24 protein-coding genes are annotated in these 22,717 nt (G+C 62.1%); 13 read left to right on the top strand and 11 right to left on the bottom strand.

Annotated elements, in window-relative coordinates; translation table 11 throughout:
* Positions 1-13 precede the first annotated feature (13 nt).
* The 8 genes from AC1RMX_RS21275 to nrdR all read right to left on the bottom strand — a co-directional run bounded on the left by AC1RMX_RS21275 (position 14) and on the right by nrdR (position 5,975).
* Positions 14-517 (bottom strand): phosphatidylglycerophosphatase A family protein, encoded by a 504-nt coding sequence (locus tag AC1RMX_RS21275; protein WP_096820753.1) that lies wholly within the window; start codon positions 515-517, stop codon positions 14-16.
* The gene (thiL, locus tag AC1RMX_RS21270; RefSeq protein WP_493072940.1) at positions 514-1,479 is read right to left on the bottom strand and encodes a thiamine-phosphate kinase; all 966 of its coding nucleotides are present in this window, start codon (positions 1,477-1,479) and stop codon (positions 514-516) included. The genes AC1RMX_RS21275 and thiL overlap by 4 nt, the downstream gene beginning before the upstream one ends.
* An 18-nt stretch (positions 1,480-1,497) precedes the next feature.
* Positions 1,498-1,998, bottom strand: a complete 501-nt coding sequence (gene nusB / locus AC1RMX_RS21265; protein ID WP_096820751.1) for a transcription antitermination factor NusB — start codon at positions 1,996-1,998, stop codon at positions 1,498-1,500.
* Complete coding sequence (ribH, locus tag AC1RMX_RS21260) at positions 1,995-2,471, bottom strand: 6,7-dimethyl-8-ribityllumazine synthase (protein ID WP_003228649.1); 477 nt, start codon at positions 2,469-2,471, stop codon at positions 1,995-1,997. The genes nusB and ribH overlap by 4 nt, the downstream gene beginning before the upstream one ends.
* A 91-nt stretch (positions 2,472-2,562) precedes the next feature.
* Entirely contained in the window at positions 2,563-3,654 is a 1,092-nt protein-coding gene (gene ribBA, locus AC1RMX_RS21255) for a bifunctional 3,4-dihydroxy-2-butanone-4-phosphate synthase/GTP cyclohydrolase II (protein ID WP_065259547.1), read from the bottom strand.
* 16 nt (positions 3,655-3,670) lie between these two features.
* Positions 3,671-4,333, bottom strand: coding sequence for a riboflavin synthase (locus AC1RMX_RS21250; RefSeq protein WP_085712322.1), 663 nt, complete (start codon positions 4,331-4,333; stop codon positions 3,671-3,673).
* A gap of 47 nt (positions 4,334-4,380) precedes the next feature.
* The gene (ribD, locus tag AC1RMX_RS21245; protein WP_493072939.1) at positions 4,381-5,514 is read right to left on the bottom strand and encodes a bifunctional diaminohydroxyphosphoribosylaminopyrimidine deaminase/5-amino-6-(5-phosphoribosylamino)uracil reductase RibD; all 1,134 of its coding nucleotides are present in this window, start codon (positions 5,512-5,514) and stop codon (positions 4,381-4,383) included.
* Positions 5,511-5,975 (bottom strand): transcriptional regulator NrdR, encoded by a 465-nt coding sequence (nrdR, locus tag AC1RMX_RS21240; protein WP_003228656.1) that lies wholly within the window; start codon positions 5,973-5,975, stop codon positions 5,511-5,513. The genes ribD and nrdR overlap by 4 nt, the downstream gene beginning before the upstream one ends.
* A gap of 128 nt (positions 5,976-6,103) precedes the next feature.
* On the opposite strand from nrdR, the gene AC1RMX_RS21235 reads away from it, so the two are divergent.
* Genes AC1RMX_RS21235 through trxA form a run of 3 tightly spaced genes read left to right on the top strand, consistent with a single transcriptional unit; the run spans position 6,104 to position 8,133 of the window.
* On the top strand, positions 6,104-6,568 hold the full coding sequence (locus AC1RMX_RS21235) for a YbaY family lipoprotein (RefSeq protein WP_096820929.1): 465 nt from the start codon (positions 6,104-6,106) through the stop codon (positions 6,566-6,568).
* Complete coding sequence (locus tag AC1RMX_RS21230) at positions 6,565-7,221, top strand: class I SAM-dependent methyltransferase (RefSeq protein ID WP_493072937.1); 657 nt, start codon at positions 6,565-6,567, stop codon at positions 7,219-7,221. The genes AC1RMX_RS21235 and AC1RMX_RS21230 overlap by 4 nt, the downstream gene beginning before the upstream one ends.
* Before the next feature lie 39 nt (positions 7,222-7,260).
* Positions 7,261-8,133, top strand: coding sequence for a thioredoxin (gene trxA, locus AC1RMX_RS21225; protein ID WP_096820749.1), 873 nt, complete (start codon positions 7,261-7,263; stop codon positions 8,131-8,133).
* Positions 8,134-8,137: 4 nt separating this feature from the next.
* Here trxA and AC1RMX_RS21220 read toward each other — a convergent pair whose 3' ends face one another.
* Positions 8,138-8,494: a hypothetical protein gene (locus AC1RMX_RS21220; protein ID WP_096820748.1), complete on the bottom strand. Its 357-nt coding sequence runs from the start codon at positions 8,492-8,494 to the stop codon at positions 8,138-8,140.
* A gap of 125 nt (positions 8,495-8,619) precedes the next feature.
* On the opposite strand from AC1RMX_RS21220, the gene AC1RMX_RS21215 reads away from it, so the two are divergent.
* The 8 genes from AC1RMX_RS21215 (at position 8,620) to AC1RMX_RS21180 (ending at position 14,848) form a co-directional block, all read left to right on the top strand.
* Positions 8,620-9,201, top strand: coding sequence for a PAAR domain-containing protein (locus tag AC1RMX_RS21215; protein ID WP_255261922.1), 582 nt, complete (start codon positions 8,620-8,622; stop codon positions 9,199-9,201).
* Positions 9,198-10,148, top strand: a complete 951-nt coding sequence (locus AC1RMX_RS21210; RefSeq protein WP_096820747.1) for a CHAP domain-containing protein — start codon at positions 9,198-9,200, stop codon at positions 10,146-10,148. Before AC1RMX_RS21215 ends, AC1RMX_RS21210 begins: the two co-directional genes overlap by 4 nt.
* Positions 10,145-10,708 carry a hypothetical protein gene (locus AC1RMX_RS21205; RefSeq protein ID WP_096820746.1) on the top strand — a complete coding sequence of 188 codons (564 nt, stop codon included), beginning with the start codon at positions 10,145-10,147 and terminating at the stop codon, positions 10,706-10,708. Before AC1RMX_RS21210 ends, AC1RMX_RS21205 begins: the two co-directional genes overlap by 4 nt.
* Before the next feature lie 157 nt (positions 10,709-10,865).
* Positions 10,866-11,468: a DUF2796 domain-containing protein gene (locus tag AC1RMX_RS21200; protein ID WP_493072936.1), complete on the top strand. Its 603-nt coding sequence runs from the start codon at positions 10,866-10,868 to the stop codon at positions 11,466-11,468.
* 15 nt (positions 11,469-11,483) lie between these two features.
* Positions 11,484-12,194: an ABC transporter ATP-binding protein gene (locus tag AC1RMX_RS21195; RefSeq protein ID WP_096820744.1), complete on the top strand. Its 711-nt coding sequence runs from the start codon at positions 11,484-11,486 to the stop codon at positions 12,192-12,194.
* A 1-nt stretch (position 12,195) separates the two neighbouring features.
* Positions 12,196-13,461, top strand: coding sequence for an ABC transporter permease (locus tag AC1RMX_RS21190; RefSeq protein WP_096820743.1), 1,266 nt, complete (start codon positions 12,196-12,198; stop codon positions 13,459-13,461).
* A gap of 11 nt (positions 13,462-13,472) precedes the next feature.
* Positions 13,473-13,991, top strand: coding sequence for a DUF3299 domain-containing protein (locus AC1RMX_RS21185; protein WP_096820927.1), 519 nt, complete (start codon positions 13,473-13,475; stop codon positions 13,989-13,991).
* Positions 13,992-14,149: 158 nt separating this feature from the next.
* Positions 14,150-14,848 carry an OmpW/AlkL family protein gene (locus tag AC1RMX_RS21180; RefSeq protein ID WP_007955593.1) on the top strand — a complete coding sequence of 233 codons (699 nt, stop codon included), beginning with the start codon at positions 14,150-14,152 and terminating at the stop codon, positions 14,846-14,848.
* 190 nt (positions 14,849-15,038) lie between these two features.
* Here the strand turns inward: AC1RMX_RS21180 and AC1RMX_RS21175 are convergent, their stop codons facing one another.
* The gene (locus tag AC1RMX_RS21175) at positions 15,039-15,968 is read right to left on the bottom strand and encodes an NAD-dependent epimerase/dehydratase family protein (protein ID WP_493072934.1); all 930 of its coding nucleotides are present in this window, start codon (positions 15,966-15,968) and stop codon (positions 15,039-15,041) included.
* Complete coding sequence (locus AC1RMX_RS21170) at positions 15,961-16,845, bottom strand: sugar nucleotide-binding protein (RefSeq protein ID WP_096820741.1); 885 nt, start codon at positions 16,843-16,845, stop codon at positions 15,961-15,963. The genes AC1RMX_RS21175 and AC1RMX_RS21170 overlap by 8 nt, the downstream gene beginning before the upstream one ends.
* A gap of 178 nt (positions 16,846-17,023) precedes the next feature.
* Here AC1RMX_RS21170 and AC1RMX_RS21165 point away from each other — a divergent pair, with 178 nt between their 5' ends.
* Both AC1RMX_RS21165 and AC1RMX_RS21160 read left to right on the top strand, forming a co-directional pair.
* Entirely contained in the window at positions 17,024-21,319 is a 4,296-nt protein-coding gene (locus AC1RMX_RS21165; RefSeq protein ID WP_493072932.1) for a DEAD/DEAH box helicase, read from the top strand.
* Positions 21,320-21,451: 132 nt separating this feature from the next.
* Positions 21,452-22,663: an MFS transporter gene (locus AC1RMX_RS21160; RefSeq protein WP_493072931.1), complete on the top strand. Its 1,212-nt coding sequence runs from the start codon at positions 21,452-21,454 to the stop codon at positions 22,661-22,663.
* Positions 22,664-22,717 lie beyond the last annotated feature (54 nt).

Here is a 22,717-nt window from a genome sequence, read left to right as displayed (position 1 = left end):
CCACGCCTTGAAATCAGGCGAAAATCCACACCAGTCCCTGCATCGCCAGCCAAGCGAACACGCCCGCCAGCACGTCGTCGAGCATGATGCCGACGCCGCCATGCACATGCCGGTCGATCCAGCGGATCGGCCATGGCTTGAGGATGTCGAAGAAGCGGAACATCAAGAACCCGGCGAGCAACCAGTACCAGCCTTCCGGCACCAGCCACAGGGTGATCCACATCCCGACCATTTCGTCCCAGACGATGCCTTCGTGGTCGTGTACCCGCAGATCGTCGGCGACCTTGCCGCACAGCCAGAAGCCGAACAGCATGGTGATCCCGAGCATCAGCCAGTAACCCCAGTCGGGCAACATCTGCCACAACGGAATAAAGGGTAGCGCAACTAACGAGCCCCACGTGCCCGGTGCTTTCGGCAAGGTGCCGGAACCGAAGCCGAACGCGAGGAAATGCCAGGGGTTGCGCCAGACCGACGGCGGAACGAACTCGCCGGGAACCTGTTTCGGGTGATCTGTCACGGTGACTCCTGAAAATGTTGATAACCCCGGATTTGCGGGGTGATGTCATGTCCTTCGCGATCCAGCAGCACCACGCCCTGCCCCTCGGCCACGCGCCCGATCACATGGATCGGCCAGCCATCGGCCAGCAGCGCCGGCAATTCGACGGACGGCAAGGTAAAGGCCAGCACGTAATCATCGCCACCGCTCAGCGCCGCACGTTCGGCGCCGCGCTGACCGAGAAACGCCACCAGCGCCTCCGACAGCGGCACGCGCTCACGCTCGACTTCGAGGCGAACCTTCGAGGCCAGTGCAATGTGGCCGCAATCGGCGAGCAAGCCATCGGAGATATCCAGCGCCGACGTAGCCTTGCCACGCAAGGCCTGACCGAGGGCGAGTTGCGGTTGCGGCGACCAGTAATGATCGAGCAGCGGCTGTGCGATGTCCGGCTCGGCTTCGCGCTGGCCGAGCACCAGCGGCAAGGCCCCTGCGGCATTGCCCAGTTCGCCGCCGACGCACAGCAGATCGCCCGGCTGCGCGCCGCTGCGGGTCAGGGCCTGTCCGGCCGGGACACGACCGAACACGGTGACGGTCAGGCTCAACGGCCCACGCGTCGTGTCACCGCCAACCAGTGCCACGCTGCAGCTTTGCGCCATACGGTTCAAACCACGGGCATAGGCTTGCAGCCAATCGGCAGTCACCGTCGGCAAGGTCAGGGCAAGGGTAAAGGCAACGGGCGTGGCGCCCATGGCAGCCAGATCGCTGACCGCCACGGCCAGCGAGCGCTGACCGAGCAGAAACGGATCGCAGGGATCGGCGAAATGCACGCCGGCCACCAGCGTATCGGTGGAAATCGCCAGCTGTTCCCCGGAAGGAACCGCCAGCAAGGCGCAGTCGTCGCCGATCCCCAGTGCAACGCCTTCGCCACCCTGCGCACAAGGCGCGGCGGCGAAGAAATTGCGGATCAGCTCAAACTCGCCCATTGCGATATCAAGCGCTGATCAGCGCTTGAACGCCTTGACTTCAGCTTCACGCAGGCGCGGAGCCAGCTTGTCGAGAACGCCGTTGACGAACTTGTGGCCGTCGGTGGAACCGAACACCTTGGCTAGTTCGATACCTTCGTTGATCACAACGCGGTAAGGCACGTCGACGCGCTTGAGCAGCTCCCAGGTGGACAGGCGCAGAACCGCCAGTTCAACCGGGTCCAGCTCTTCGATCGCCAGATCCAGGCAAGGCGTGAGCGCGTTGTCGATTTCGGTGCGGCTGGCCGGAACCCCGTGCAGGATTTCGCGGAAATACGCGCCATCGACATCGGTAAAATCGTTATCGACCCGGAATTGCGCTTCGATCTCGTTCAGCGAAGCCTTGGCCATGTGCCATTGATACAGAGCCTGAGTCGCGAGCTGACGGGCTTCGCGGCGCTTGACGCTCTTCGATGGCTTGCCGGCATCCGCAGGTTTCGGATCGCGCGGGTTGAAACGATCGCTTTCGTCGCTAATCACTTGGCCTCCAACTGCGCCAGCAGGCTGACCATTTCCAGAGCGGACAGGGCAGCTTCAGCACCTTTGTTGCCGGCCTTGGTGCCGGAACGTTCGATGGCTTGCTCGATGGAATCAACGGTCAGGACGCCGAAAGCGACCGGTACGCCGAACTCCATGGACACCTGGGCCAGGCCCTTGGTGCACTCGCCAGCCACGTATTCGAAGTGCGGAGTGCCGCCACGAATGACCGCGCCCAGGGCGATGATTGCTGCGAACTCGCCTTTCTGGGCGACTTTTTGCGCAACCAGCGGGATTTCGAAGGCGCCAGGTGCGCGGATGATAGTGATGTCGCTTTCGCTCACGCCGTGGCGAACCAGGGCATCAACTGCACCGCTGACCAGGCTTTCAACCACGAAACTGTTGAAACGGCCCACTACCAAAGCGTAGCGGCCTTTAGGGGCGATGAAGGTACCTTCGATGGTCTTCAGGGTCATTCGTCAGATCTCTTAAAGAGCCGGGACGCGTCTGTTTCGCGTCCCTCAGTGATTTATTTGCCGCGAATTCGGGTCCGGAAACAACCGGTCATTATTCGGAGGGCACGTATTCTACAACTTCCAGATCGAAACCGGATATCGCATTAAATTTCATCGGTGCGGACATCAGGCGCATTTTGCGCACACCGAGGTCACGCAGGATCTGCGAACCGGCACCGACGATGCTGTAGGTGGTCGGTTTTTTCACCGCCGCCTGATCGCCGGTTTCACGGATATGCGCCAGCAACACGTCGCCATCGAGCGGGTGACCGAGCAGCAGCACCACACCGCTGCCGGCCTCGGCAACCGCAGCCATGGCGGCGCGCAGGCTCCAGCGGCCCGGTTGCTTGACCATCAGCAGGTCGCGCAGCGGGTCCATGTTGTGCACACGAACCAGGGTTGGCTCTTCGGCGCAAACGGTGCCCAGGGTCAGTGCCATGTGCACGTCGCCTTCCACGGAATCACGATAGGTCACCAGGTTGAATTGGCCCAGTTCGCTGTCCAGTGGCTGCTCGGCAATCCGCTGAACGGTACGTTCGTGGATCATCCGGTAGTGAATCAGGTCGGCGATGGTGCCGATCTTGATGTTGTGTTCGGCCGCGAAAGCTTCCAGTTCGGCGCGACGGGACATGGTGCCGTCGTCGTTCATCACTTCGCAGATCACGCCGCTCGGTTCGAAACCGGCCATGCGCGCCAGGTCGCAAGCCGCTTCGGTGTGACCGGCGCGGGCCAGGGTGCCACCGGCCTGAGCCATCAGCGGGAAGATGTGGCCGGGGCTGACGATGTCTTCGGCTTTCGCGTCTTTCGCCGCAGCCGCTTGCACGGTGCGCGCGCGGTCAGCGGCGGAGATGCCGGTGGTCACGCCCTCGGCAGCTTCGATCGATACGGTGAACTTGGTGCCGAAACCGGAACCGTTGCGCGGTGCCATCAGCGGCAGCTTCAGGGTTTCGCAGCGCTCGCGGCTCATCGGCATGCAGATCAGGCCACGGGCGTGCTTGGCCATGAAGTTGATGTGCTCGGCCTTGCAGCATTCGGCGGCCATGATCAGGTCGCCTTCGTTCTCGCGGTCTTCGTCATCCATGAGAATGACCATCTTGCCTTGGCGGATGTCTTCAACCAGTTCTTCGATGCTATTGAGCGCCACAAGGCACCCCCTTCAGTCAGGATTTGAGGTAGCCGTTGGCGGCCAGAAAGCTTTCAGTGATGCCGCCGGACGTTGGCTCTGCAGCCTTGTCGCCCAACAGCAGACGCTCCAGATAACGCGCCAGCAAGTCGACTTCCAGGTTCACCCGGCGACCTGGCTTGTAGGACGCCATGATGGTTTCACTCAAGGTGTGCGGGATGATCGTCAGCAGGAATTCGGCGCCATCGACCGCGTTCACGGTCAGGCTGGTGCCGTCGACGGTGATCGAGCCTTTGTGGGCGATGTACTTGGCCAGCTCTTTCGGCGCGCGGATGCGAAATTCCACGGCGCGGGCATTGTCGCTGCGCGAGACCACTTCGCCGACACCGTCGACGTGACCGCTGACCAGATGTCCGCCGAGACGGGTAGTCGGGGTCAGGGCTTTTTCCAGATTGACCGGGCTGCCGCTTTTCAGGTCATTCATGGCGGTGCAGTCGAGGGTTTCGCGACTGACGTCGGCGGCAAAGCCGTCGCCCGGCAGCTCTACAGCGGTCAGGCACACGCCGTTGACCGCGATGCTGTCGCCGAGTTTGACGTCGCTCAGGTCGAGCTTGCCGGTTTCGACATGCACCCGCACATCACCGCCCTTTGGGGTCAGTGCGCGGATACTGCCGATGGATTCGATGATGCCGGTAAACATGGGGTTCTCCTTGAGAACGAAGCCAGCGCTAACGCGATGGCCGGGAATTATACGCTCGCCGATGAGACAGGGATTGCAGTGACTCGCCAGTCATCGCCAACCGCGCGAATTTCTGTGATTTTCAGCTCCGGCGCATCCTTCATATAGGCTAGCGGCCAGTCCAGCAACGGACGCGCCGTGGAGCCGAGAAACTTACCGGCGATGAAGATCACGAACTCATCGACCAGGCCGAGCTGGGCAAACGCACCGGCCAGTCGCGGGCCGGCCTCGACCAGCACTTCGTTGACGCCACGGCTGGCCAGCTCTATCAGCAATTGGCGCAGGTCGACCTGACCGTCATCACCCGGCACGATCAGGCATTCCGGGCCGTGGGCATATTGCTCTTCGATGGCCACGCAGGTGGCGACCAGCGCCGGGCCAGCCTTGAAGAACGGCGCATCCAGCGGCACCCGCAGACGCCCGTCGATCAGCACGCGCAGCGGCGGACGGCTCAAGGCCAGCGCGGTTTGCTCGGCATCCAGCCCCAGTTCATCGCCGCGCACGGTCAGTCGTGCGCCATCGGCCAGCACCGTATCAGCGCCTGTCAGCACCACGCTGGCCTGGGCGCGCAAACGCTGCACCGCCGAACGCGCGGCAGGGCCGGTGATCCATTGGCTTTCACCGCTCTCCATCGCCGTGCGACCGTCGAGGCTCATTGCCAACTTGACTCGCACGAACGGCAAGCCGTGTTCCATGCGTTTCAGAAAACCTTGATTGAGCTTGCGCGCTTCGGCTTCCAGCACACCGCTTTCGGTGGCGATGCCGGCATCGGCCAGACGCTGCAATCCGCGTCCGGCGACTTGCGGATTGGGATCGCGCATCGCCGCAACCACCCGACCGACGCCGGCATTCACCAGCGCATCGGCGCAGGGCGGCGTGCGGCCATGATGGCTGCAAGGTTCGAGGGTGACGTAAGCGGTCGCGCCCCGGGCCAGCTCACCGGCGGCGCGCAGGGCGTGGACTTCAGCGTGGGGTTCGCCGGCACGTTCATGCCAGCCTTCGCCGACAATCTGCCCGTCGCGCACGATCACACAGCCGACCCGTGGATTGGGATGGGTCGTGTAGTGTCCCTTGCGCGCCAGTTCCAGGGCCCGGGCCATGAAGTGGGCGTCGAGGATGGCCTGTTCGGCGGCGGCGGTCATTCTTTCACCGGTTCACGGGCGAGGCGGTCGATCTCTTCGCGGAACTCGTTGAGGTCCTGGAAGCGGCGATACACGGAAGCGAAACGGATGTAGGCGACTTCATCGAGCTTTTGCAGCTCGGCCATCACCAGTTCGCCGACCACGAGGGATTTGACCTCGCGTTCGCCGGTGGCGCGCAGCTTGTGTTTGATGTGCACCAGCGAGGACTCGAGACGCTCGACGCTCACCGGACGTTTCTCCAGGGCGCGCTGCATGCCGGCGCGGAGTTTTTCTTCGTCGAACGGTTGGCGGCTGCCGTCGGTTTTGATCAGGCGCGGCAACACCAGTTCGGCCGTCTCGAACGTCGTGAAACGTTCGCCGCAGGCCAGGCATTCACGCCGGCGGCGCACCTGTTCGCCCTCGGCGACCAGACGCGAGTCGATGACCTTGGTGTCGTTGGCACCGCAGAAGGGACAGTGCATGGTGGCTGGCAACAAAAAAAGGGAGGGCCATGGTAGCGCATCCCGGTGGCAAGACAAGCCATAGGCTTTGCGGTATACAGACTGCCATGATCGTTTGATCCATGGATTTCATTTTGCTGGAGCCGCCAATGTCGTTACGACCGCTCGTTTTGCTCAGTGTTTTCAGCCTGCTGGTGGCCTGTGGCAGCGACGCGCCCAAGCCGCAGCCGCCAACACCGGGCCCGGCGCCGCAACAGGCGCAGAAAAAGGCCAGGGAAGCTGCCGACCTCGGCCCGCTGCCTGCGTATCAACGTGAACTGAGCGGCACCCTGCAAGGCGTGCCGGCTGGCGCCGAAGTCGAACTGGCGCTGCTGGTGATCGACGAGAAGGGGCGCCCGCAACAATTGCTCGCCAGCTCCAGTCTGATCGGCAACAACCAGGTTCTGCCGTTTCGCCTGCGTTTCAACCCTGACGCCTTCCCGGCCGGCGCGCGAGTCGAACTGCGGGGCCGCGCCACTCAATCCGGCCAGTTGATCCTGCACCTGCCGTCGCAGACCATCAGCCAGCCGACCACCCAGGCGCTGGGCCAACTGCAATTTGTCAAAGCCCCATGAATGCACCGTTAGACCTGCAACAGGCGCTGGGCGAGTTGCTCGGCGACGCGCGACTGAAAGCCTGTGCGTTGCCGGACACCGATTTGCAGCTGTGGCTGATCGACGGCGACAACATGGCCCGCGAATTCAGCCAGGAGGAAACCCAACGAATCCTGCACGAACCGCCGTACTGGAGTTTCTGCTGGGCCAGCGGCCTGGCCGTGGCGCGTTACTTGGCGGAATTTCCCGAGTGGGTGCGTGGCAAACGCGTACTGGATTTCGGTGCCGGCTCCGGGATCGCCGGGATTGCCGCCGTGAAGGCCGGCGCGCTGGAAGTGGTGGCCTGCGACCTCGACCCGCTGGCGATTGCCGCCTGCCGGGCCAACGCTGAACTCAATGATGTGCAGATGAGCTATTCCACGGACTTCTTCGCCGAGGCGGATCGCTTTGATCTGATCCTGGTGGCCGACGTTCTGTACGACCGCGAGAACCTGCCGCTGCTCGATGCGTTTCTCAGTCGCGGTCGCGAAGCATTGGTGGCGGATTCGCGGGTCAGGGATTTCCGTCATCCGCTGTACCGGCGGATCGAAATGCTCGAAGCCATGACCCTGCCGGATCTGGCCGAGCCCGAAGAGTTTCGCCATGTCAGCCTCTACCACGCGGCCCGCGCCTGACCGTATAGTTGCCCCATTCACGCTTTTACGAGATACCCCATGAGTCAGCAAACGCCGTACATTTTCGACGCCACGACGGCCGACTTCGACCAGTCGGTGATCGAGGCTTCTTTTCAAAAACCGGTGCTGGTGGATTTCTGGGCCGAATGGTGCGCGCCGTGCAAAGCGCTGATGCCAATGCTGCAAGGGATCGCCGAGAGCTATCAGGGCGAGTTGCTGCTGGCCAAGGTCGACTGCGACGTCGAGCAGGACATCGTCGCCCGCTTCGGTATCCGCAGCCTGCCGACCGTGGTGCTGTTCAAGGACGGTCAACCGGTGGACGGTTTCGCCGGGGCCCAGCCGGAGTCCGCTGTGCGTGCCCTGCTCGAACCGCATGTGAAGATGCCGCCACCCGCCGCCGCCGATCCATTCGAACAGGCTCAGGCGCTGTTCGACGAAGGCCGTTACGCCGATGCCGAAGCCGCGCTGGTGGTGATGCTCAATGAAGACAACACCAACGCCAAGGCGCTGATTCTCTACGCCCGCTGCCTGACCGAACGCGGTGAACTGGGCGAAGCGCAAGCCGTGCTCGACGCGGTCAAGAGCGACGAACACAAAGCCGCACTGGCCGGTGCCAAGGCGCAGATCAAGTTCCTTGGTCTGGCCCGTGACCTGCCGGACGCCGCCGACTTGAAAAGCCGTCTGGCGCAAAACCCGCAGGACGATGAAGCGGTGTATCAACTGGCGATCCAGCAACTGGCCCGTCAGCAATACGAAGCGGCGCTGGACGCTCTGCTCAAGCTGTTCATCCGCAACCGCAGCTACGGCGAAGGCCTGCCGCACAAGACCTTGCTGCAAGTGTTCGAACTGCTGGGCAACGATCACCCGCTGGTGACCGCTTACCGGCGCAAGGTGTTTGCGGCGCTGTACTAAGCGCTTACTCGATCCAGCTGTAGAGCGGCGTATCCCCGCCGCTCAGCACTTTCACGTCGGATGAATGACGCAGGCGCACCAGCAAGCGCTTGCCCGCCGCCGCGCTGCCGGTCAGCCCTTCGAGTTGATCCAGCAGCTCCGGCCCGCTGAGTTGCCCGGCCTTGCGCAACAAATCCCTGGCGACCTGCCACAACGCGTCATCCTGATTCACCGGTTTCGCCACCGGCGCCACGGCTGCTTGCGGCTGGGCCGCCTGCACCTGCACGCCAAACTGCGAACCGAGCCGCGCCCAGTCGCTTTCATCCAGTTCCAGGGTCAAATCCACCGGCAACTCACCGACGGTTCCGCGTATCCGCAACATAACTTCGCTCCCGCACATTTCTGACCTGCATGCTCCCATGGGACTTGTGTAACGCCAAGTGTCAGAAGCTGGCGACGCTTGCCTTATCGGCTACATTTCTTCTTTTTTTCATGGGAAGGAACCCCATGTCTTCAGGAAGAAAACTGGCGTCGAAGGGAGGCCCCACCTCTACAGGTGGCGTGATTCTCGAAGGAAACGAAAACCTGCGTATCGAAGGCAAAATCATCGCCTCGATCGGGCAACTTGCCAGTTGCCCGGCGTGCAGTGCTGGCCAAGGACCGATTGTCGCCGTTGGCGAAAGAACTCTGATCCTGCCCGCCGGCCCAGCTGCACTGGAGGGTGACTATATCGCCTGCGGCTGCCCGCCCATGGCCAACAAACTGCTCACTCAGCAACACAGCGGCTTCGCCGGCATTGGCCGTCCAGCTCCCATCGATATGGGCCCTTCGATTACCGCCCCGACTTCACATCGCTATCTGCAAGTCATCATCGAACGCCTGGACGACTCCCAGAAACCAGGACTTGCCTACAGACTCAAAGACAAGAAAAAAACAGCCGTCCTGCAAGACATCACCTGTAATGCAACAGGCGAAGGCTGCGAACACCCTGTGGAAAGCCATTCGGATTACGACACTCTGTTGGTCGGTGAAGAGTCCGAGTGGACGTTTTACGCTTATGAAGAATCCCTGAATCAGGACTTGCCATGAAGTCGGAAATCAAACTCGTCTTTAAAGACTTTCTGATGCAGCCACCAAAAGGCGTGAAGTTTCAGTTGCTGATCGACGGACTTGTCATTGATGACAACATCGTTCAAAACGATGACAAACCCCGCATCTACTCACTCGTTTCGGACAAGACTCAAACCGCTATTACCCGCTTGGACGCCCAGAAATTACCTTCGATAAAAAGCCGTGACAGCTACGAAGTCACCGTTCAAATTGTTGGTAACTCCGGCGCAAAAAAGGCAATGCATACAGCCACGCTGAATTCAGGTAAATCGCTGTCGATAGTTGCAGTATCACCTTGGGTAAAAGTGCCCCTATCCACCAGCGGCAAAGTCTCTAACGACACATTCTACGAGGTCGAGTATGGCGTCAAACGGAGGGATGAAACCCGCACCGTAAAGGTGGTCATCCAGGACATGCCGCGCCGCATACTGATGGAGGCGCTATCACACCGAGGTTCGACTGAATGGGCCGGCAACAAAGTCAAACATTCTTTACCGCATCCAACGCTTAAGAAAAGCGTGGAGTTCAGGGCGGAATCAAACAAGTGCAATGTGTTCGTCTATGACGTATTGACTGCCATCGGTGTCAACGTGGCGATGATCGAACATGGCTCTTCAAAATACATCCCGGGCTATTCCAAAGTGAGCCCGCCAACCGCAGGGGAATGGGCAGATGAGACCCGGCTGCTCAATAGTTGGAACGCAGAGAAATCTCCCCTACCCGGAGACGTTGGTGCGTATGCTGTCAATTACTCTGATGCCAGCGGTCACGTCGGATTTGTTCTGACTCAAGGTGTCTGCATTTCAGCAGGCTGGGACAAAATCGAAGTCAACGACGCAGGTTTTCGAATCGCATCGGGTAATGCTGCTCGCAGTGACCACGACTTCACCATCTTCCGACGTTACAAGTACAGCAAACCACAATGAAACGACTCTGGATAATCCTGGCTGCTTCACTCCTGCTCGTTGTGGCATGGCGCTTTTGGTCGCCTGCCGACCTTTCAGCCTGCACCTCCGAAGGCGCAGCACCAGGGCCGTTGAGCGCCATCATTCACAATTACTTTGAAAGTAATAGACGTATCGGATGGCGCGATATGGATGACCGCTTCGACATACTCTCTACTCCCGAAGGCCAAAAAATTGCCGGCCAACCAAAGCCGTACGCATGTGAAGCGTTACAGATACTGCAAAATCCCGCGTTCAGTGAGAGTGAAAAAATCTTCACTACGGCGTTGATGTTCCAGTTGCCGATCAGTCAGTACATGGGCTTCATGGATCGCAGCCATCAACTCTACTCAGAGCACAAAATAGATCCGGAGGTCATGAAGGTGGTGGTACTTCCGCGTGGAACGGCGATCAACTACTGGTGGCTTCCAGCCTGGCGCCAGCGCTTCACTCGCGATGCTCCGAACCTGCTCGACGAAAGTCTGATCCGCCATGTGCTAACGGGAGGCTACTGGTTCGACTATCCCGGCGCCGGATTCTGATTCAAAAATCGTGACACTCAATCTACGTGCCGCTCCGGGAACATCCCGGACGGTGCTCAGTGATGCCTTGCGCAAAGCGTGCGGGGCGGGCAAACTCTGCGCACTTTCGTTATAAGATTACATAACAAACTCTTCACTTTACTTCCCGGAGTTCGCCATGCGTCGTCTGCTGCTCGCTTTGCCGTTTGCCCTGTTGCCACTGGCCATCGCCCAGGCTGCCGATGAGCATGACCACGATCATGAACACGGCAGCCTCGGTGCCCACGAACATGGCGTCGGTCGCCTGAACGCTGCGCTCGACGGCCAGACCCTGGAACTGGAGCTGGAAAGCCCGGCGATGAACCTGGTCGGCTTCGAACACGTCGCCACCAGCGATGCCGACAAGGCCAAGGTCGCTGCCGCTCGCGCGCAACTCGAAAAACCGCTGGCGCTGTTCAGCCTGCCGGCCGCCGCCGGTTGCAAGGTCACCCGTCAGGAACTGTCGAGCCCGCTGTTCGGTGACAAGCCGGATGCCGACGATCATGACGACGATGACCACGACGAAGACGCCAAAGGCGGCGAAGCGCATCACCACGATCACAGCGAAATCCACGCTCACTACCAGTTCACCTGCGCAGCGCCCGGTGCTTTGAACACTCTGGATCTGGCGAACATTTTCAATACCTTCCCGGCGACCCAGAAAATTCAGGTACAACTGATCAGCCCGAACGGCCAGCAAGGCACGGAAGTGACGGCCAAATCCGCCGCCCTGAAATTCTGATCACGAACCGGCACCATGACCCAAGCACTCATCGAACTGTCCGACCTGGGCTTCAACTGGCCCGGTCACCCGCCGCTGCTGGATATCCCGGCGTTTCGTCTGGAACCGGGTGAAACCCTGTTCCTCAAGGGCCCCAGTGGCAGCGGCAAGACCACCCTGCTCGGCCTTCTCGGCGGGGTGCAGAAGCCCGGTCGCGGCAGCATTCGCCTGCTCGGCCAGGAACTGACCGAACTGGGTGCCGGCGCTCGCGATCGCTTTCGTGTCGATCACACCGGCTACATCTTCCAGCAGTTCAACCTGCTGCCGTTTCTCTCGGTGCGCGAGAACGTCGAGCTGCCGTGCCACTTTTCGAAGCTGCGTGCAGAACGCGCGAAGCAACGTCACGGCAGCGTCGATCAGGCAGCCGCCACCCTGCTCGCCCACCTGGGCTTGAAGGACGAAGGCATTCTGGGACGCCGTGCCGACTCGCTGTCGATTGGTCAACAGCAACGGGTTGCCGCTGCACGCGCGTTGATCGGTCAGCCGGAACTGGTGATCGCCGACGAGCCGACCTCGGCGCTGGACTACGACGCCCGGGAAAACTTCATTCGCCTGTTGTTCGCCGAGTGCCGTGAGGCCGGGTCGAGCCTGTTGTTCGTCAGCCACGACCAGAGCCTGGCGCCGCTGTTCGACCGTCACCTGTCCCTGGCCGAACTCAATCGCGCCGCCACGTCTGCCGAGGTCTGAGATGTATCTGTTCCGTCTGGCCATGGCCAGCCTCGCCAACCGCCGCTTCACCGCCCTGCTCACCGCTTTCGCCATCGCCCTCTCCGTCTGTCTGCTGTTGGCAGTGGAACGGGTGCGCACCGAAGCCAAGGCCAGTTTCGCCAGCACCATCAGCGGCACCGACCTGATCGTCGGTGCTCGCTCCGGTTCGGTGAACCTGCTGCTGTACTCGGTATTCCGCATCGGCAACGCCACCAACAACATTCGTTGGGACAGCTTCGAACATTTCGCCAGCAACCCGAAAGTGAAGTGGGCGATCCCGATGTCCCTCGGCGATTCCCATCGCGGCTATCGGGTGATGGGCACCACCGAAGCCTATTTCGAGCATTACCAGTACGGTCGCCAGCAGCATCTGGAACTGGCCGACGGCCGCGCCTTTGCTACCGATCCGTTTGAAGTGGTGCTCGGTGCCGAAGTGGCCGAGGCGCTGCATTACAAACTCGGCGACCAACTGGTACTGGCCCACGGCGTGGCGGCGATCAGTCTGGTCAAGCACGATGACAAACCGTTCACCGTGGTCGGCATTCTCAAGCGCACCGGCACGCCGGTGGATCGCACGTTGCACATCAGCCTCGGTGGCATGGAGGCAATCCACATCGACTGGCACAACGGTGTGCCGGCCCGTGGCAACGGGCGGATCAGTGCCGATCAGGCGCGCAACATGGACCTGACGCCGCAAGCGATCACCGCGTTCATGCTCGGCCTCAACAGCAAGATTTCCACCTTCGCGCTGCAACGGGAGATCAACGAATTCCGCGGCGAGCCGATGCTGGCGATCCTGCCGGGCGTGGCCCTGCAGGAACTCTGGAGCCTGATGAGCACCGCTGAAAAAGCGCTGTTCGTGGTCTCGCTGTTCGTGGTGCTGACCGGGTTGATCGGCATGCTCACGGCGATTCTCACCAGCCTCAACGAACGTCGCCGCGAGATGGCGATCCTGCGTTCGGTGGGCGCGCGGCCGTGGCACATCGCGAGCCTGCTGGTGCTGGAAGCGTTTGCGCTGGCGCTGACCGGGGTGATCGCCGGGCTGGCGTTGCTGTACATCGGCATCGCCGCGGCACAGGGTTATGTGCAGGCCAATTACGGCTTGTATCTGCCGCTGGCATGGCCAAGCGAGTATGAATGGACGCTGCTCGGTGGCATTCTGGCTGCCGCGCTGCTGATGGGCAGCGTGCCGGCCTGGCGCGCGTATCGCCAATCATTGGCCGATGGCCTGTCGATCCGTTTATGAGGATGTTCACCATGCCCCGCGCTGTCCTTGCGCTGCTGTTGCTGGTCGCCCTGCCCGTGTGGGCAGCGGCGCCGAAAGACCTGACCTGGTCGGAGATGATCCCGCCGGACGCGGCGCCCGAAGTGCCGAACATGACGCCGCTGCATGACCTGTCGAAGATGAGCGATGCGCTGTCCGCAGAATCGGCGCCAGCGGCCAAGCAGGACCTGCCCAACGCCCCGGTGGTGCAAAGCCTCGACGGCCAGAACATTCGCCTGCCGGGCTACATCGTACCGCTGGAAGTCAGCGAGGAAGGCCGCACCACGGACTTCCTGCTGGTGCCGTATTTCGGCGCCTGCATCCACGTGCCGCCACCGCCGTCGAACCAGATCGTGCATGTGAAAAGCGCCGTCGGCGTGAAGCTCGACGAGCTGTATCAGCCGTACTGGGTCGAGGGGCCGTTGCAGGTCAAGGCGTCCACCAGCGAACTGGCCGATGCCGGGTATCAGATGGACGCGGACAAGATTTACGTCTACGAGCTGCCGGAGTAATTCCGGCAATCAGTTATAGCCCGCCAAATCGGCTTCGCGAGCAAAGGTTCCACAAAAAAACCGTCCATCACTGTTTCATTGAGCTGAGTCAAAAGACCGTATCAGACGGATTCGTACCATAGGACATCAAACATTTTTAACGTCCTTTGGGAGCTTCCATGAACAAGTCCTTGCTCAGCGCTTCGCTGTTTGCCCTCGCGCTCGCAGCCCCGCTCGCCCACGCCCATGAAGCCGGCGACATCATCGTTCGTGCCGGTGCGATCACCGTCAACCCGAAGGCCGACAGCTCCAGCGTCAAGGTCGATCAGGGTCCGCTGAGCGGCACCAACCTGGGCGGCAAGGCGACCATGAGCAGCGACACCCAACTGGGTCTGAACTTCGCCTACATGCTGACCAACAACATCGGTATCGAGCTGTTGGCCGCATCCCCGTTCGAGCATGACGTGAAGCTCAAGGGCACTGCACTGCCAGCGGCCAACGGCAAGCTCGGCACCCTGAAACACCTGCCGCCGACCCTGAGCGTCGTCTACTACCCGCTGGACGCGAAGTCGGCCTTCCAGCCGTACATCGGCGGCGGCATCAACTACACCTGGATCTACGACGAACACGTCGGCAGCGAAGCCCAGTCCAACGGCTTCAGCAACTTCAAGGCGAAAAACTCCTGGGGCCTGGCCTGGCAGGTCGGCGCTGACTACATGCTGACCGACAACATCATGCTCAACGCCCAGGTGCGCTACATCGACATCGACACCCGCGCCACCGTCGAAAACAACGCCGTGGCTCCAGGCACTCGCGCAAAAGTGAACGTCGACGTCGATCCATTTGTGTACATGGTCGGTCTGGGCTACAAGTTCTAAGCGAGCAATCAAAGAACGTTCACGTGGTGGTGAATGAGGCTTGGTGGCGGGCAGACTCAGAACTGACGGCGATGTTACGCAATCGACCGGGGAGCAAGCTCCCTCGCTACAGGAAATGTGTTTGAAATCCGATTTCCGGCCGTGAAAAAGGCGCCTGTCAAAAGGCGCCTTTTTCATGTCCGCGAGAAGCTCAGCGGCCGAGCAAACGTGCCAGGCCGACGCTCATCAGCGTTGGCGTCGGGCACTTGAATCGCTCGAGCAACCGAGCGTTGTTCGCCCGCGAATGACGGATGTCACCGGAGCGCGCCGGGCCATAGCTGACCGGCGGCAGTTCACCGACCACTGCTTCCAGCGCGGCCAGCATCTGCTTGAGATTGGTCGCCTGATTCCAGCCGACGTTCACCGCGCCGACTTGTGCTTCAGGTTTTTCCAGGGCCTGCACCAGCACGTCGACCAGATCTTCGACGTACATGAAATCCCGGGTCTGCTCGCCATCGCCGAACACGGTGATCGGCAAGCCTTTCTGCGCGCGCTCACTGAAGATGCTGATCACGCCGGAGTACGGCGAGGACGGATCCTGACGCGGGCCGAAAATGTTGAAGAAGCGGAAGATCACCGGTTCCAGACCGTGCTGGCGACGGTAGAAATCGAAGTAGTGCTCGCCGGCCAGTTTGTCCGATGCATACGGCGTCAATGGCGCTTTCGGCGTGTCTTCATTGATCGACTCGCCCTCGCCATTGTTGCCGTAGACCGCGGCGCTGGAGGCGAACAGCACGCGCTTCACGCCGGCCTCGCGCATGGCTTCGCAGACGTTGAGCGTGCCGATGAAATTGCTCTGGTGAGTCTTCACCGGATCATCCACCGACGCCTGCACCGAGGCCACAGCGGCCAGGTGCGCGACCGCGCTGCAACCTTGCATCGCTTGTGCAACCAGCGCGGCATCGGCGACGTCGCCGACGATCAGCTCGACCTTGGGATTGTCCAGCGGCAGGTTGCTGCGTTTGCCGGTCGACAAGTCATCGAGGATCCGTACCGAGTGGCCGTTGGCGAGCAACGCGTCAGTCAGGTGCGAACCGATGAAACCGGCGCCGCCGGTGATTAAAACAGGGCCGTCAGCCATGGCGATAAAACCTATCCAGTAAGCCCGGGAGTGCGGCGCGCCAGGCGCGCGGCTTGATCCCGAAAGTGTGCAGAATTTTCTTGCAGGCCAGCACCGCGTGTTGCGGCTCTTCAGCGGCATCCTCACGCGCGGCGTGCGCCTGGGCGGTCGGTTCTTCGATCGCCAGCGGATGCAGGCTGCGGGCCTCGGTGAGAATCGCCTGCCCCAGCGCCAGCGGCGTAGTCGCCTCGTGGCCGGCGTAGTGGTAAGTGCCCCACAGCGGCGCGGCGCAATCGAGTTGTTTGAGCACCGAAATGATCACCCGGGCCGCATCGTCGACCGGGGTCGGATTGCCGCGACGGTCGTCGGCCAGCAGCAATTCTTCCGGCTGTTCGGCACGGGCCAGGAATCGCCCGAGGGTGCCTTCCGGGCTGTCATCGAGCAGCCAGCCGAAGCGCAGCAACACGTGCTGTGGGCAAGTGGCACGTACGCTCTGCTCGATCCGCCACAGCGCCTGACCGCGCAGGCCCAACGGCACAGGTTCGTCCTTTTCGCTGTAGGCGGTGGCACGGGAGCCATCGAATACCCGGTAGCTGGACGGCTGCACCAGCACGATGTTGTGGTGCTGGCACAGTTCGGCCAGACGCTCGATGGCGCGTTCCTGGCCCGACAGACGGCTTTCGCTGACGGTCTCGGCCTGAAACCAGTCGAAATAGTAGGCAAGGTTGATCAACGCATCGGGACGGGTGTCGTCGAGCAGTTGTGTCAGGCTCGCGGCATCCCAGCCGTCTTCGGGCGGGCGGGGGGCGAGGAAACCGATGTCTTCCTCCGCACCGAGGCGAATCAGCGCCTGCCCAAGGGCATTTCCGCCGCCCAGTAACATAAGGCGCATTCGCATAGAGTCAGCAGGCCCAGTCTGATTGGAACGATGGCTTTAGCGACGATGCGTGTGGCACCGTCGTCGATAATTGCCGGAATCGTTGCATTTTGCGGGTTTAGTGCGCAACCGTCACCCGTAAAGTGTAGATCCCCAGCGGTACTTGCAACTTCGCCCGCTCACCCGCATAACTGAAGCCATGAATCTGCCCCTTCCCAAGGACGCGGCCCTGGCAGGCTTCCACCCCGCTGTCAGCGCCTGGTTCAGCCGCACATTCGCGACGGTCACCGCCGCCCAGGCCCGCGCATGGCCGTTGATCCGCCAGCGTCGCTCGACGCTGATCGCCGCGCCCACCGGCTCCGGCAAGACCCTCACCGCATTTCTCGCGGTGCTCGACGATCTGGTCCACCGTGGCCTGGAAACCCCGGACGGTCTGCCGGACGAGACGCTGGTGGTCTACGTTTCGCCGCTCAAGGCGTTGTCCAACGACATCCGCATCAACCTGCAAAATCCGCTGGCCGGGATAACCGACCAGTTACGTCAAATGGACCTGCCGGCACTGGAAATCACCACCGCCGTACGCACCGGTGACACCCCGCAAAAAGACCGCGCCGCCATGCGCAAAAGTGCGCCGCACATTCTGGTGACCACCCCGGAATCGCTCTATGTGCTGCTAGGTTCCGAGTCCGGGCGCAAAATGCTCGGCACCACGCGCACGGTGATCGTCGATGAAATCCACGCCATTGCCGCCAGCAAACGTGGCAGCCACCTGGCCCTGAGCCTAGAACGCTTGCAGGCGCTGTGCGTCGAACCACTGACCCGCATCGGGCTGTCGGCCACGCAAAAACCGATCGATGCGGTCGCACGGTTTCTGGTCGGCCATGAGCGCCCGTGCGAAATCATCGACATCGGCCACGCGCGCCCACGGGATCTGGGCATCGAAGTGCCGCCGGTGCCGTTGTCGGCGGTCATGGCCAATGATGTCTGGGAGCTGGTCTACGACCGCCTCGCCACGCTCGCCCGCGAACACCGCACCACGCTGATTTTCGTCAACACCCGGCGCCTCGCCGAACGCCTGAGTCGGCACCTGAGCGAACGCCTCGGCAAACACGCGGTGGCCGCGCACCACGGCAGTCTGGCCAAGGAGTTTCGTCTCGACGCCGAACAGCGACTCAAGCGTGGCGAGTTGCAAGTGCTGATCGCCACTGCATCGCTGGAACTGGGGATCGACATCGGTGAAGTCGACCTTGTGTGCCAGATCGCTTCGCCGCGCTCGATTGCCGGTTTTCTGCAACGGGTCGGCCGTTCCGGACACCAGGTTGGCGGCACGCCCAAGGGGCGCCTGTTCGCCACCACCCGCGATGACTTGATCGAATGCGCCGCGCTGCTCGACTGCGTGCGCCGGGGCGAACTCGACACCCTGCACATCCCCGAAGCGCCGCTGGATGTGCTGGCGCAACAGATCATCGCCGAGGTCAGTTGCCAGGAGTGGGCCGAGGACGCGTTGCTCGCACTGCTTCGTCACGCGGCCCCCTACGCCGACCTCGACGAAAAGCATTATCAGGCGCTGCTGACCATGCTCGCCGAGGGCTATAACGGCCGTCAGGGCATCCGCAGCGCCTACCTGCACCGCGATGCCGTGAGCCGAACCTTGCGCGGACGACGCGGTGCGCGGCTGACGGCCGTGACCAGCGGCGGCACCATCCCCGACAACGCCGACTACAGCGTGCTGCTGGAGCCCCAGGGCCTGAACATCGGCAGCGTCAACGAAGACTTCGCCGTGGAAAGCATTGCCGGCGATGTGTTCCAGCTCGGCAACACCTCCTACCGAATCCTGCGGGTGGAAACCGGCAAGGTGCGGGTCGAGGATGCCCAGGGTCAGCCACCGACCATTCCGTTCTGGCTCGGCGAGGCACCCGGTCGCAGCGCCGAATTGTCGATGGCGGTGGCACGCCTGCAAGCACAGCTCGACGAATTGCTGAGCGCCAGCCCCGGTAACCTGCAACCGGCCCTCGACTGGCTGACTGCGACCCTGGGACTGGATCTGGCCAGTGCCGAACAGCTTGTGGATTATCTGGCCCGTGCTCGCCTCACCCTCGGCGCCTTGCCGTCCCAGGACACGCTGTTGATGGAGCGGTTTTTCGACGAGTCCGGCGGCACCCAACTGATCATCCATTCGCCGTTCGGCAGCCGTATAAATCGCGCCTGGGGACTGGCCTTGCGCAAGCGTTTCTGCCGTACCTTCAACTTCGAATTGCAGGCTGCCGCCAGCGAAGACGCCATCGTCCTGTCGCTGTCCACCAGCCACAGTTTCGAACTCGACGAAGTCTGGCGTTATCTGCACAGCAACAGCGCCGAGCACATTTTGATTCAAGCGGTGCTGGATGCGCCGTTGTTCGGCGTACGCTGGCGCTGGAACGCCGGGGTGGCGCTGGCCCTGCCGCGTTTTGTCGGCGGGCGAAAAGTCCCGCCGCAGTTGCAGCGAATGAAAAGCGAAGACCTGATCGCCAGCGTGTTTCCCGATCAGATCGCCTGCCTGGAAAATCTCGCCGGCGAACGGGAAATCCCCGAGCATCCGCTGGTGGAACAGACCCTCGACGATTGCCTGCACGAAGCGATGGACAGCGAGGGCTGGCTCGATCTCCTGCGACGGATGGAACGCGGTGAAGTGCGCCTGATCGCTCGCGATCTGCCGGCGCCCTCGCCGCTGGCGGCGGAAATCCTCAGCGCACGCCCCTACACCTTTCTCGACGACGCGCCGCTGGAAGAGCGTCGCACCCAGGCTGTGCTCAACCGCCGCTGGAGCGATCCACAATCCACCGATGACCTCGGTGCGCTGGACGCCGACGCGATCACCGCCGTACGTGAAGAAGCCTGGCCGACACCGAACAGCGCCGATGAAATGCACGAAGCGCTGATGAGCCTGGCCGGCATCAGCGACCGCGAAGTCGAGGCCAACCTGCATTGGCGCGATTGGCTGAATGCGTTGGCCGACACGGGTCGAGCCTGCCAACTGCAAATCGATCCCGAGCATTCGCTCTGGTTGGCGCGAGAACGCCTGACCTGTCTGCAAGCGCTTTATCCACAGGCATCTTCAGTACTGCAAGCCCTGCCCGGTTTTGATGAAGTCTGGACCGCCGACGATGCCTTGGTGGAAGTCATCCGCGCGCGACTGAGTGCATTCGGCCCGCTGCCACTGGAGACCATCGCGCAACCGCTGTCATTGCCGCCCGCTCACGTCCATCAAGCCCTCGCCCGACTGGAACGCGAAGGCTATGTACTGCGCGGTCAATTCACGCCGGGGCTGAAGACTGAAGAATGGTGCGAACGGCATCTGCTGGCGCGAATTCACCGCTACACCGTCAAGCGCCTGCGCCGGGAAATCGAACCGGTGGCGTTGCAGGATTTCATGCGTTTCCTGTTCGACTGGCAGCATGTCTCCCCGTCCACCCGGGGTCAGGGCAGCGCCGTGTTGCCGGCGATTGTCGGTCAGTTCGAAGGCTATCCGGCTGCCGCCTCGGCGTGGGACAGCGACATTCTTCCGGCGCGGCTCAAGGACTATTCACCGAGTTGGCTGGATGATTTGTGCCGCAGCGGAAAACTGGTGTGGACACGCCTCAGCGCCCGGCAAAAAACCAGCGGCACGGCGCTGCGCAGTACGCCCGTGGTGCTGTTGCCGCGCAGTCAGGTCGGGTTGTGGAGCGCACTGGCCGAGCAGACGCCGATCAGTGAACTGTCGCCTAAAACGCAGAAAGTCTTCGAGGCCCTCAGTCAGCACGGGGCGCTGTTTTTCGATGAGCTGATTCATGAAGCGCACCTGCTGCGCACCGAACTGGAAATCGCCTTGCAGGAACTGGTCGGCGCTGGCCTGGTGAACGCCGACAGTTTTGCCGGCCTGCGGGCACTGATCACCCCGGCGAGCAAGCGCCAGCAACGCAGCAGTCGACGCGGGCGCGGGGCTTTCGTGGGTGGCATGGACGATGCCGGGCGCTGGGCGCTTTTACGTCGTGGGTCAGTTGCGGAAAGCAGCCAGACAGCGCCGCCCGAGACGTTTGAACACATCGCCATGACCTTGTTGCGCCGATACGGCGTGGTGTTCTGGCGCCTGCTGGAGCGCGAAGCCGATTGGCTGCCGAGCTGGCGCGAACTCCTGCGCACCTTTCACCGGCTGGAGGCCCGGGGCGAGATTCGCGGCGGGCGGTTTGTCAGTGGCCTGGCCGGTGAACAATTCGCCCTGCCCGAGGCGATTCCGCTGCTGCGCGAAGTGCGCCGTCGCCCCCATGACGGCAGCCTGATCGCGGTGTGCGGGGTCGATCCGCTGAACCTCGCCGGCACTTTGTTGCCGGGCGCGAAAGTGCCGGCGCTGGCGAGCAACCGGCTGGTGTATCGCGACGGGTTGCCGGTGGCGGCCGAGATTGCCGGCAAGCAGCAGTTCTGGCCGGAGCTGGATCAAGTCTCCATGGAACAGGTGCGCAACAAACTGATTCGGCATTGAGCTCAAGAACGCCTTGAGGGCAGCGTTTGATCTTTGCTCCCAGGTCAAATATCAAATGCCCATCCCTGTATTTTTCCTCCCTCGCCAAACCCCGACACTGCGCTCCATTCAATCCTCAACCGGAGTGCTGTCATGCCCATTGCCTTGCTCGCGCTGACGCTCAGCGCATTTGCCATCGGGACGACCGAGTTCGTCATCGTTGGCCTGCTTCCTACCATCGGCGCCGATCTTGGCGTCAGTCTGCCGTCCGCCGGTCTGCTGGTCAGTCTCTACGCCCTCGGCGTGGCCATCGGTGCGCCGGTGCTGACCGCGCTCACCGGCAAAGTCCCGCGCAAACTGTTGCTGCTGTCGCTGATGGTGCTGTTTACCCTCGGCAACCTGCTGGCCTGGCTGGCACCGAGTTATGAATCGTTGGTGCTGGCGCGGATCGTCACCGGCCTTGCCCACGGCGTGTTCTTCTCCATCGGCTCGACCATTGCCACCAGCCTGGTGCCCAAGGAAAAGGCCGCCAGCGCGATTGCAATCATGTTCACCGGCCTGACCGTGGCACTGGTCACCGGCGTGCCGCTGGGCACGTTCATCGGTCAGCATTTCGGCTGGCGTGAAACCTTCCTCGCCGTGTCGGCGCTGGGCGTCATCGCGTTCATCGGCAGCTTGCTGTATGTGCCGAAAAACATCGCCCACAGCAAGCCGGCTTCGTTGCTGCAACAGTTGCAGGTGCTCAAACAGCCGCGCCTGCTGCTGGTCTACGCCATGACCGCCATCGGTTACGGCGGCTCGTTCATTGCCTTCACCTACCTGGCGCCGATTCTTCAGGACATCTCGGGCTTCAGCGCCGGCACGGTCAGCCTGGTGCTGCTGGTGTACGGCGTATCGGTCGCCGTCGGCAATATCTGGGGCGGCAAACTGGCGGACAAGCGCGGGCCGATCAGCGCCCTGAAAATCATTTTCGCCCTGCTCGCCGCCGTGCTGTTCGTGCTCACTTTCACCGCTGGCAATCCGTGGCTGGCACTGGCCACCGTGCTGGTCTGGGGCGCGGTCGCCTTCGGCAACGTGCCGGGTTTGCAGGTGTACGTGGTGCGTCAGGCTGAACATCACACGCCGCAGGCAGTCGATGTGGCTTCAGGGCTGAACATTGCGGCGTTCAACCTCGGGATCGCCGGCGGTGCCTGGGGTGGCGGGCTGATTGTCGAGCACATCGGCCTGATCCACACCGCGTGGATCGGCGGGCTGGTGGTGCTGGTGGCATTGGCCCTGACAGCCTTGAGCGGTCGCCTCGACCGGCTGGGCCCGATGTATGCCGAACCCGCTGAAGGCTCTGCTCGCGTCATTACCGGCCACTGATCCGGCGAATACCGACCGTCCGTAGTCCCGCCGAAACTTTCTCGAACCGCCCGC

The sequence above is a fragment of the Pseudomonas sp. GW822-FHT03F04 genome (assembly GCF_058801405.1).
Note: the sequence above shows the minus strand (reverse complement) of the source record. Positions and strands in the feature narration are given on the sequence as shown.

What these genes read in the sequence shown, in the direction of transcription:
- AC1RMX_RS21190 (WP_096820743.1), top strand. Translation starts at nt 12,196, where the DNA reads ATGTATCTGTTCCGTCTGGCCATGGCCAGCCTCGCCAACCGCCGCTTC.
- AC1RMX_RS21180 (WP_007955593.1), top strand. Translation starts at nt 14,150, where the DNA reads ATGAACAAGTCCTTGCTCAGCGCTTCGCTGTTTGCCCTCGCGCTCGCA.
- AC1RMX_RS21185 (WP_096820927.1), top strand. Translation starts at nt 13,473, where the DNA reads ATGCCCCGCGCTGTCCTTGCGCTGCTGTTGCTGGTCGCCCTGCCCGTG.
- AC1RMX_RS21160 (WP_493072931.1), top strand. Translation starts at nt 21,452, where the DNA reads ATGCCCATTGCCTTGCTCGCGCTGACGCTCAGCGCATTTGCCATCGGG.
- AC1RMX_RS21170 (WP_096820741.1), bottom strand. Translation starts at nt 16,845, where the DNA reads ATGCGAATGCGCCTTATGTTACTGGGCGGCGGAAATGCCCTTGGGCAG.
- AC1RMX_RS21250 (WP_085712322.1), bottom strand. Translation starts at nt 4,333, where the DNA reads ATGTTTACCGGCATCATCGAATCCATCGGCAGTATCCGCGCACTGACC.
- AC1RMX_RS21165 (WP_493072932.1), top strand. Translation starts at nt 17,024, where the DNA reads ATGAATCTGCCCCTTCCCAAGGACGCGGCCCTGGCAGGCTTCCACCCC.
- ribH (WP_003228649.1), bottom strand. Translation starts at nt 2,471, where the DNA reads ATGACCCTGAAGACCATCGAAGGTACCTTCATCGCCCCTAAAGGCCGC.
- AC1RMX_RS21195 (WP_096820744.1), top strand. Translation starts at nt 11,484, where the DNA reads ATGACCCAAGCACTCATCGAACTGTCCGACCTGGGCTTCAACTGGCCC.
- thiL (WP_493072940.1), bottom strand. Translation starts at nt 1,479, where the DNA reads ATGGGCGAGTTTGAGCTGATCCGCAATTTCTTCGCCGCCGCGCCTTGT.
- AC1RMX_RS21200 (WP_493072936.1), top strand. Translation starts at nt 10,866, where the DNA reads ATGCGTCGTCTGCTGCTCGCTTTGCCGTTTGCCCTGTTGCCACTGGCC.
- AC1RMX_RS21205 (WP_096820746.1), top strand. Translation starts at nt 10,145, where the DNA reads ATGAAACGACTCTGGATAATCCTGGCTGCTTCACTCCTGCTCGTTGTG.
- AC1RMX_RS21215 (WP_255261922.1), top strand. Translation starts at nt 8,620, where the DNA reads ATGTCTTCAGGAAGAAAACTGGCGTCGAAGGGAGGCCCCACCTCTACA.
- AC1RMX_RS21235 (WP_096820929.1), top strand. Translation starts at nt 6,104, where the DNA reads ATGTCGTTACGACCGCTCGTTTTGCTCAGTGTTTTCAGCCTGCTGGTG.
- ribD (WP_493072939.1), bottom strand. Translation starts at nt 5,514, where the DNA reads ATGACCGCCGCCGCCGAACAGGCCATCCTCGACGCCCACTTCATGGCC.
- AC1RMX_RS21175 (WP_493072934.1), bottom strand. Translation starts at nt 15,968, where the DNA reads ATGGCTGACGGCCCTGTTTTAATCACCGGCGGCGCCGGTTTCATCGGT.
- AC1RMX_RS21230 (WP_493072937.1), top strand. Translation starts at nt 6,565, where the DNA reads ATGAATGCACCGTTAGACCTGCAACAGGCGCTGGGCGAGTTGCTCGGC.
- nrdR (WP_003228656.1), bottom strand. Translation starts at nt 5,975, where the DNA reads ATGCACTGTCCCTTCTGCGGTGCCAACGACACCAAGGTCATCGACTCG.
- trxA (WP_096820749.1), top strand. Translation starts at nt 7,261, where the DNA reads ATGAGTCAGCAAACGCCGTACATTTTCGACGCCACGACGGCCGACTTC.
- AC1RMX_RS21210 (WP_096820747.1), top strand. Translation starts at nt 9,198, where the DNA reads ATGAAGTCGGAAATCAAACTCGTCTTTAAAGACTTTCTGATGCAGCCA.
- AC1RMX_RS21220 (WP_096820748.1), bottom strand. Translation starts at nt 8,494, where the DNA reads ATGTTGCGGATACGCGGAACCGTCGGTGAGTTGCCGGTGGATTTGACC.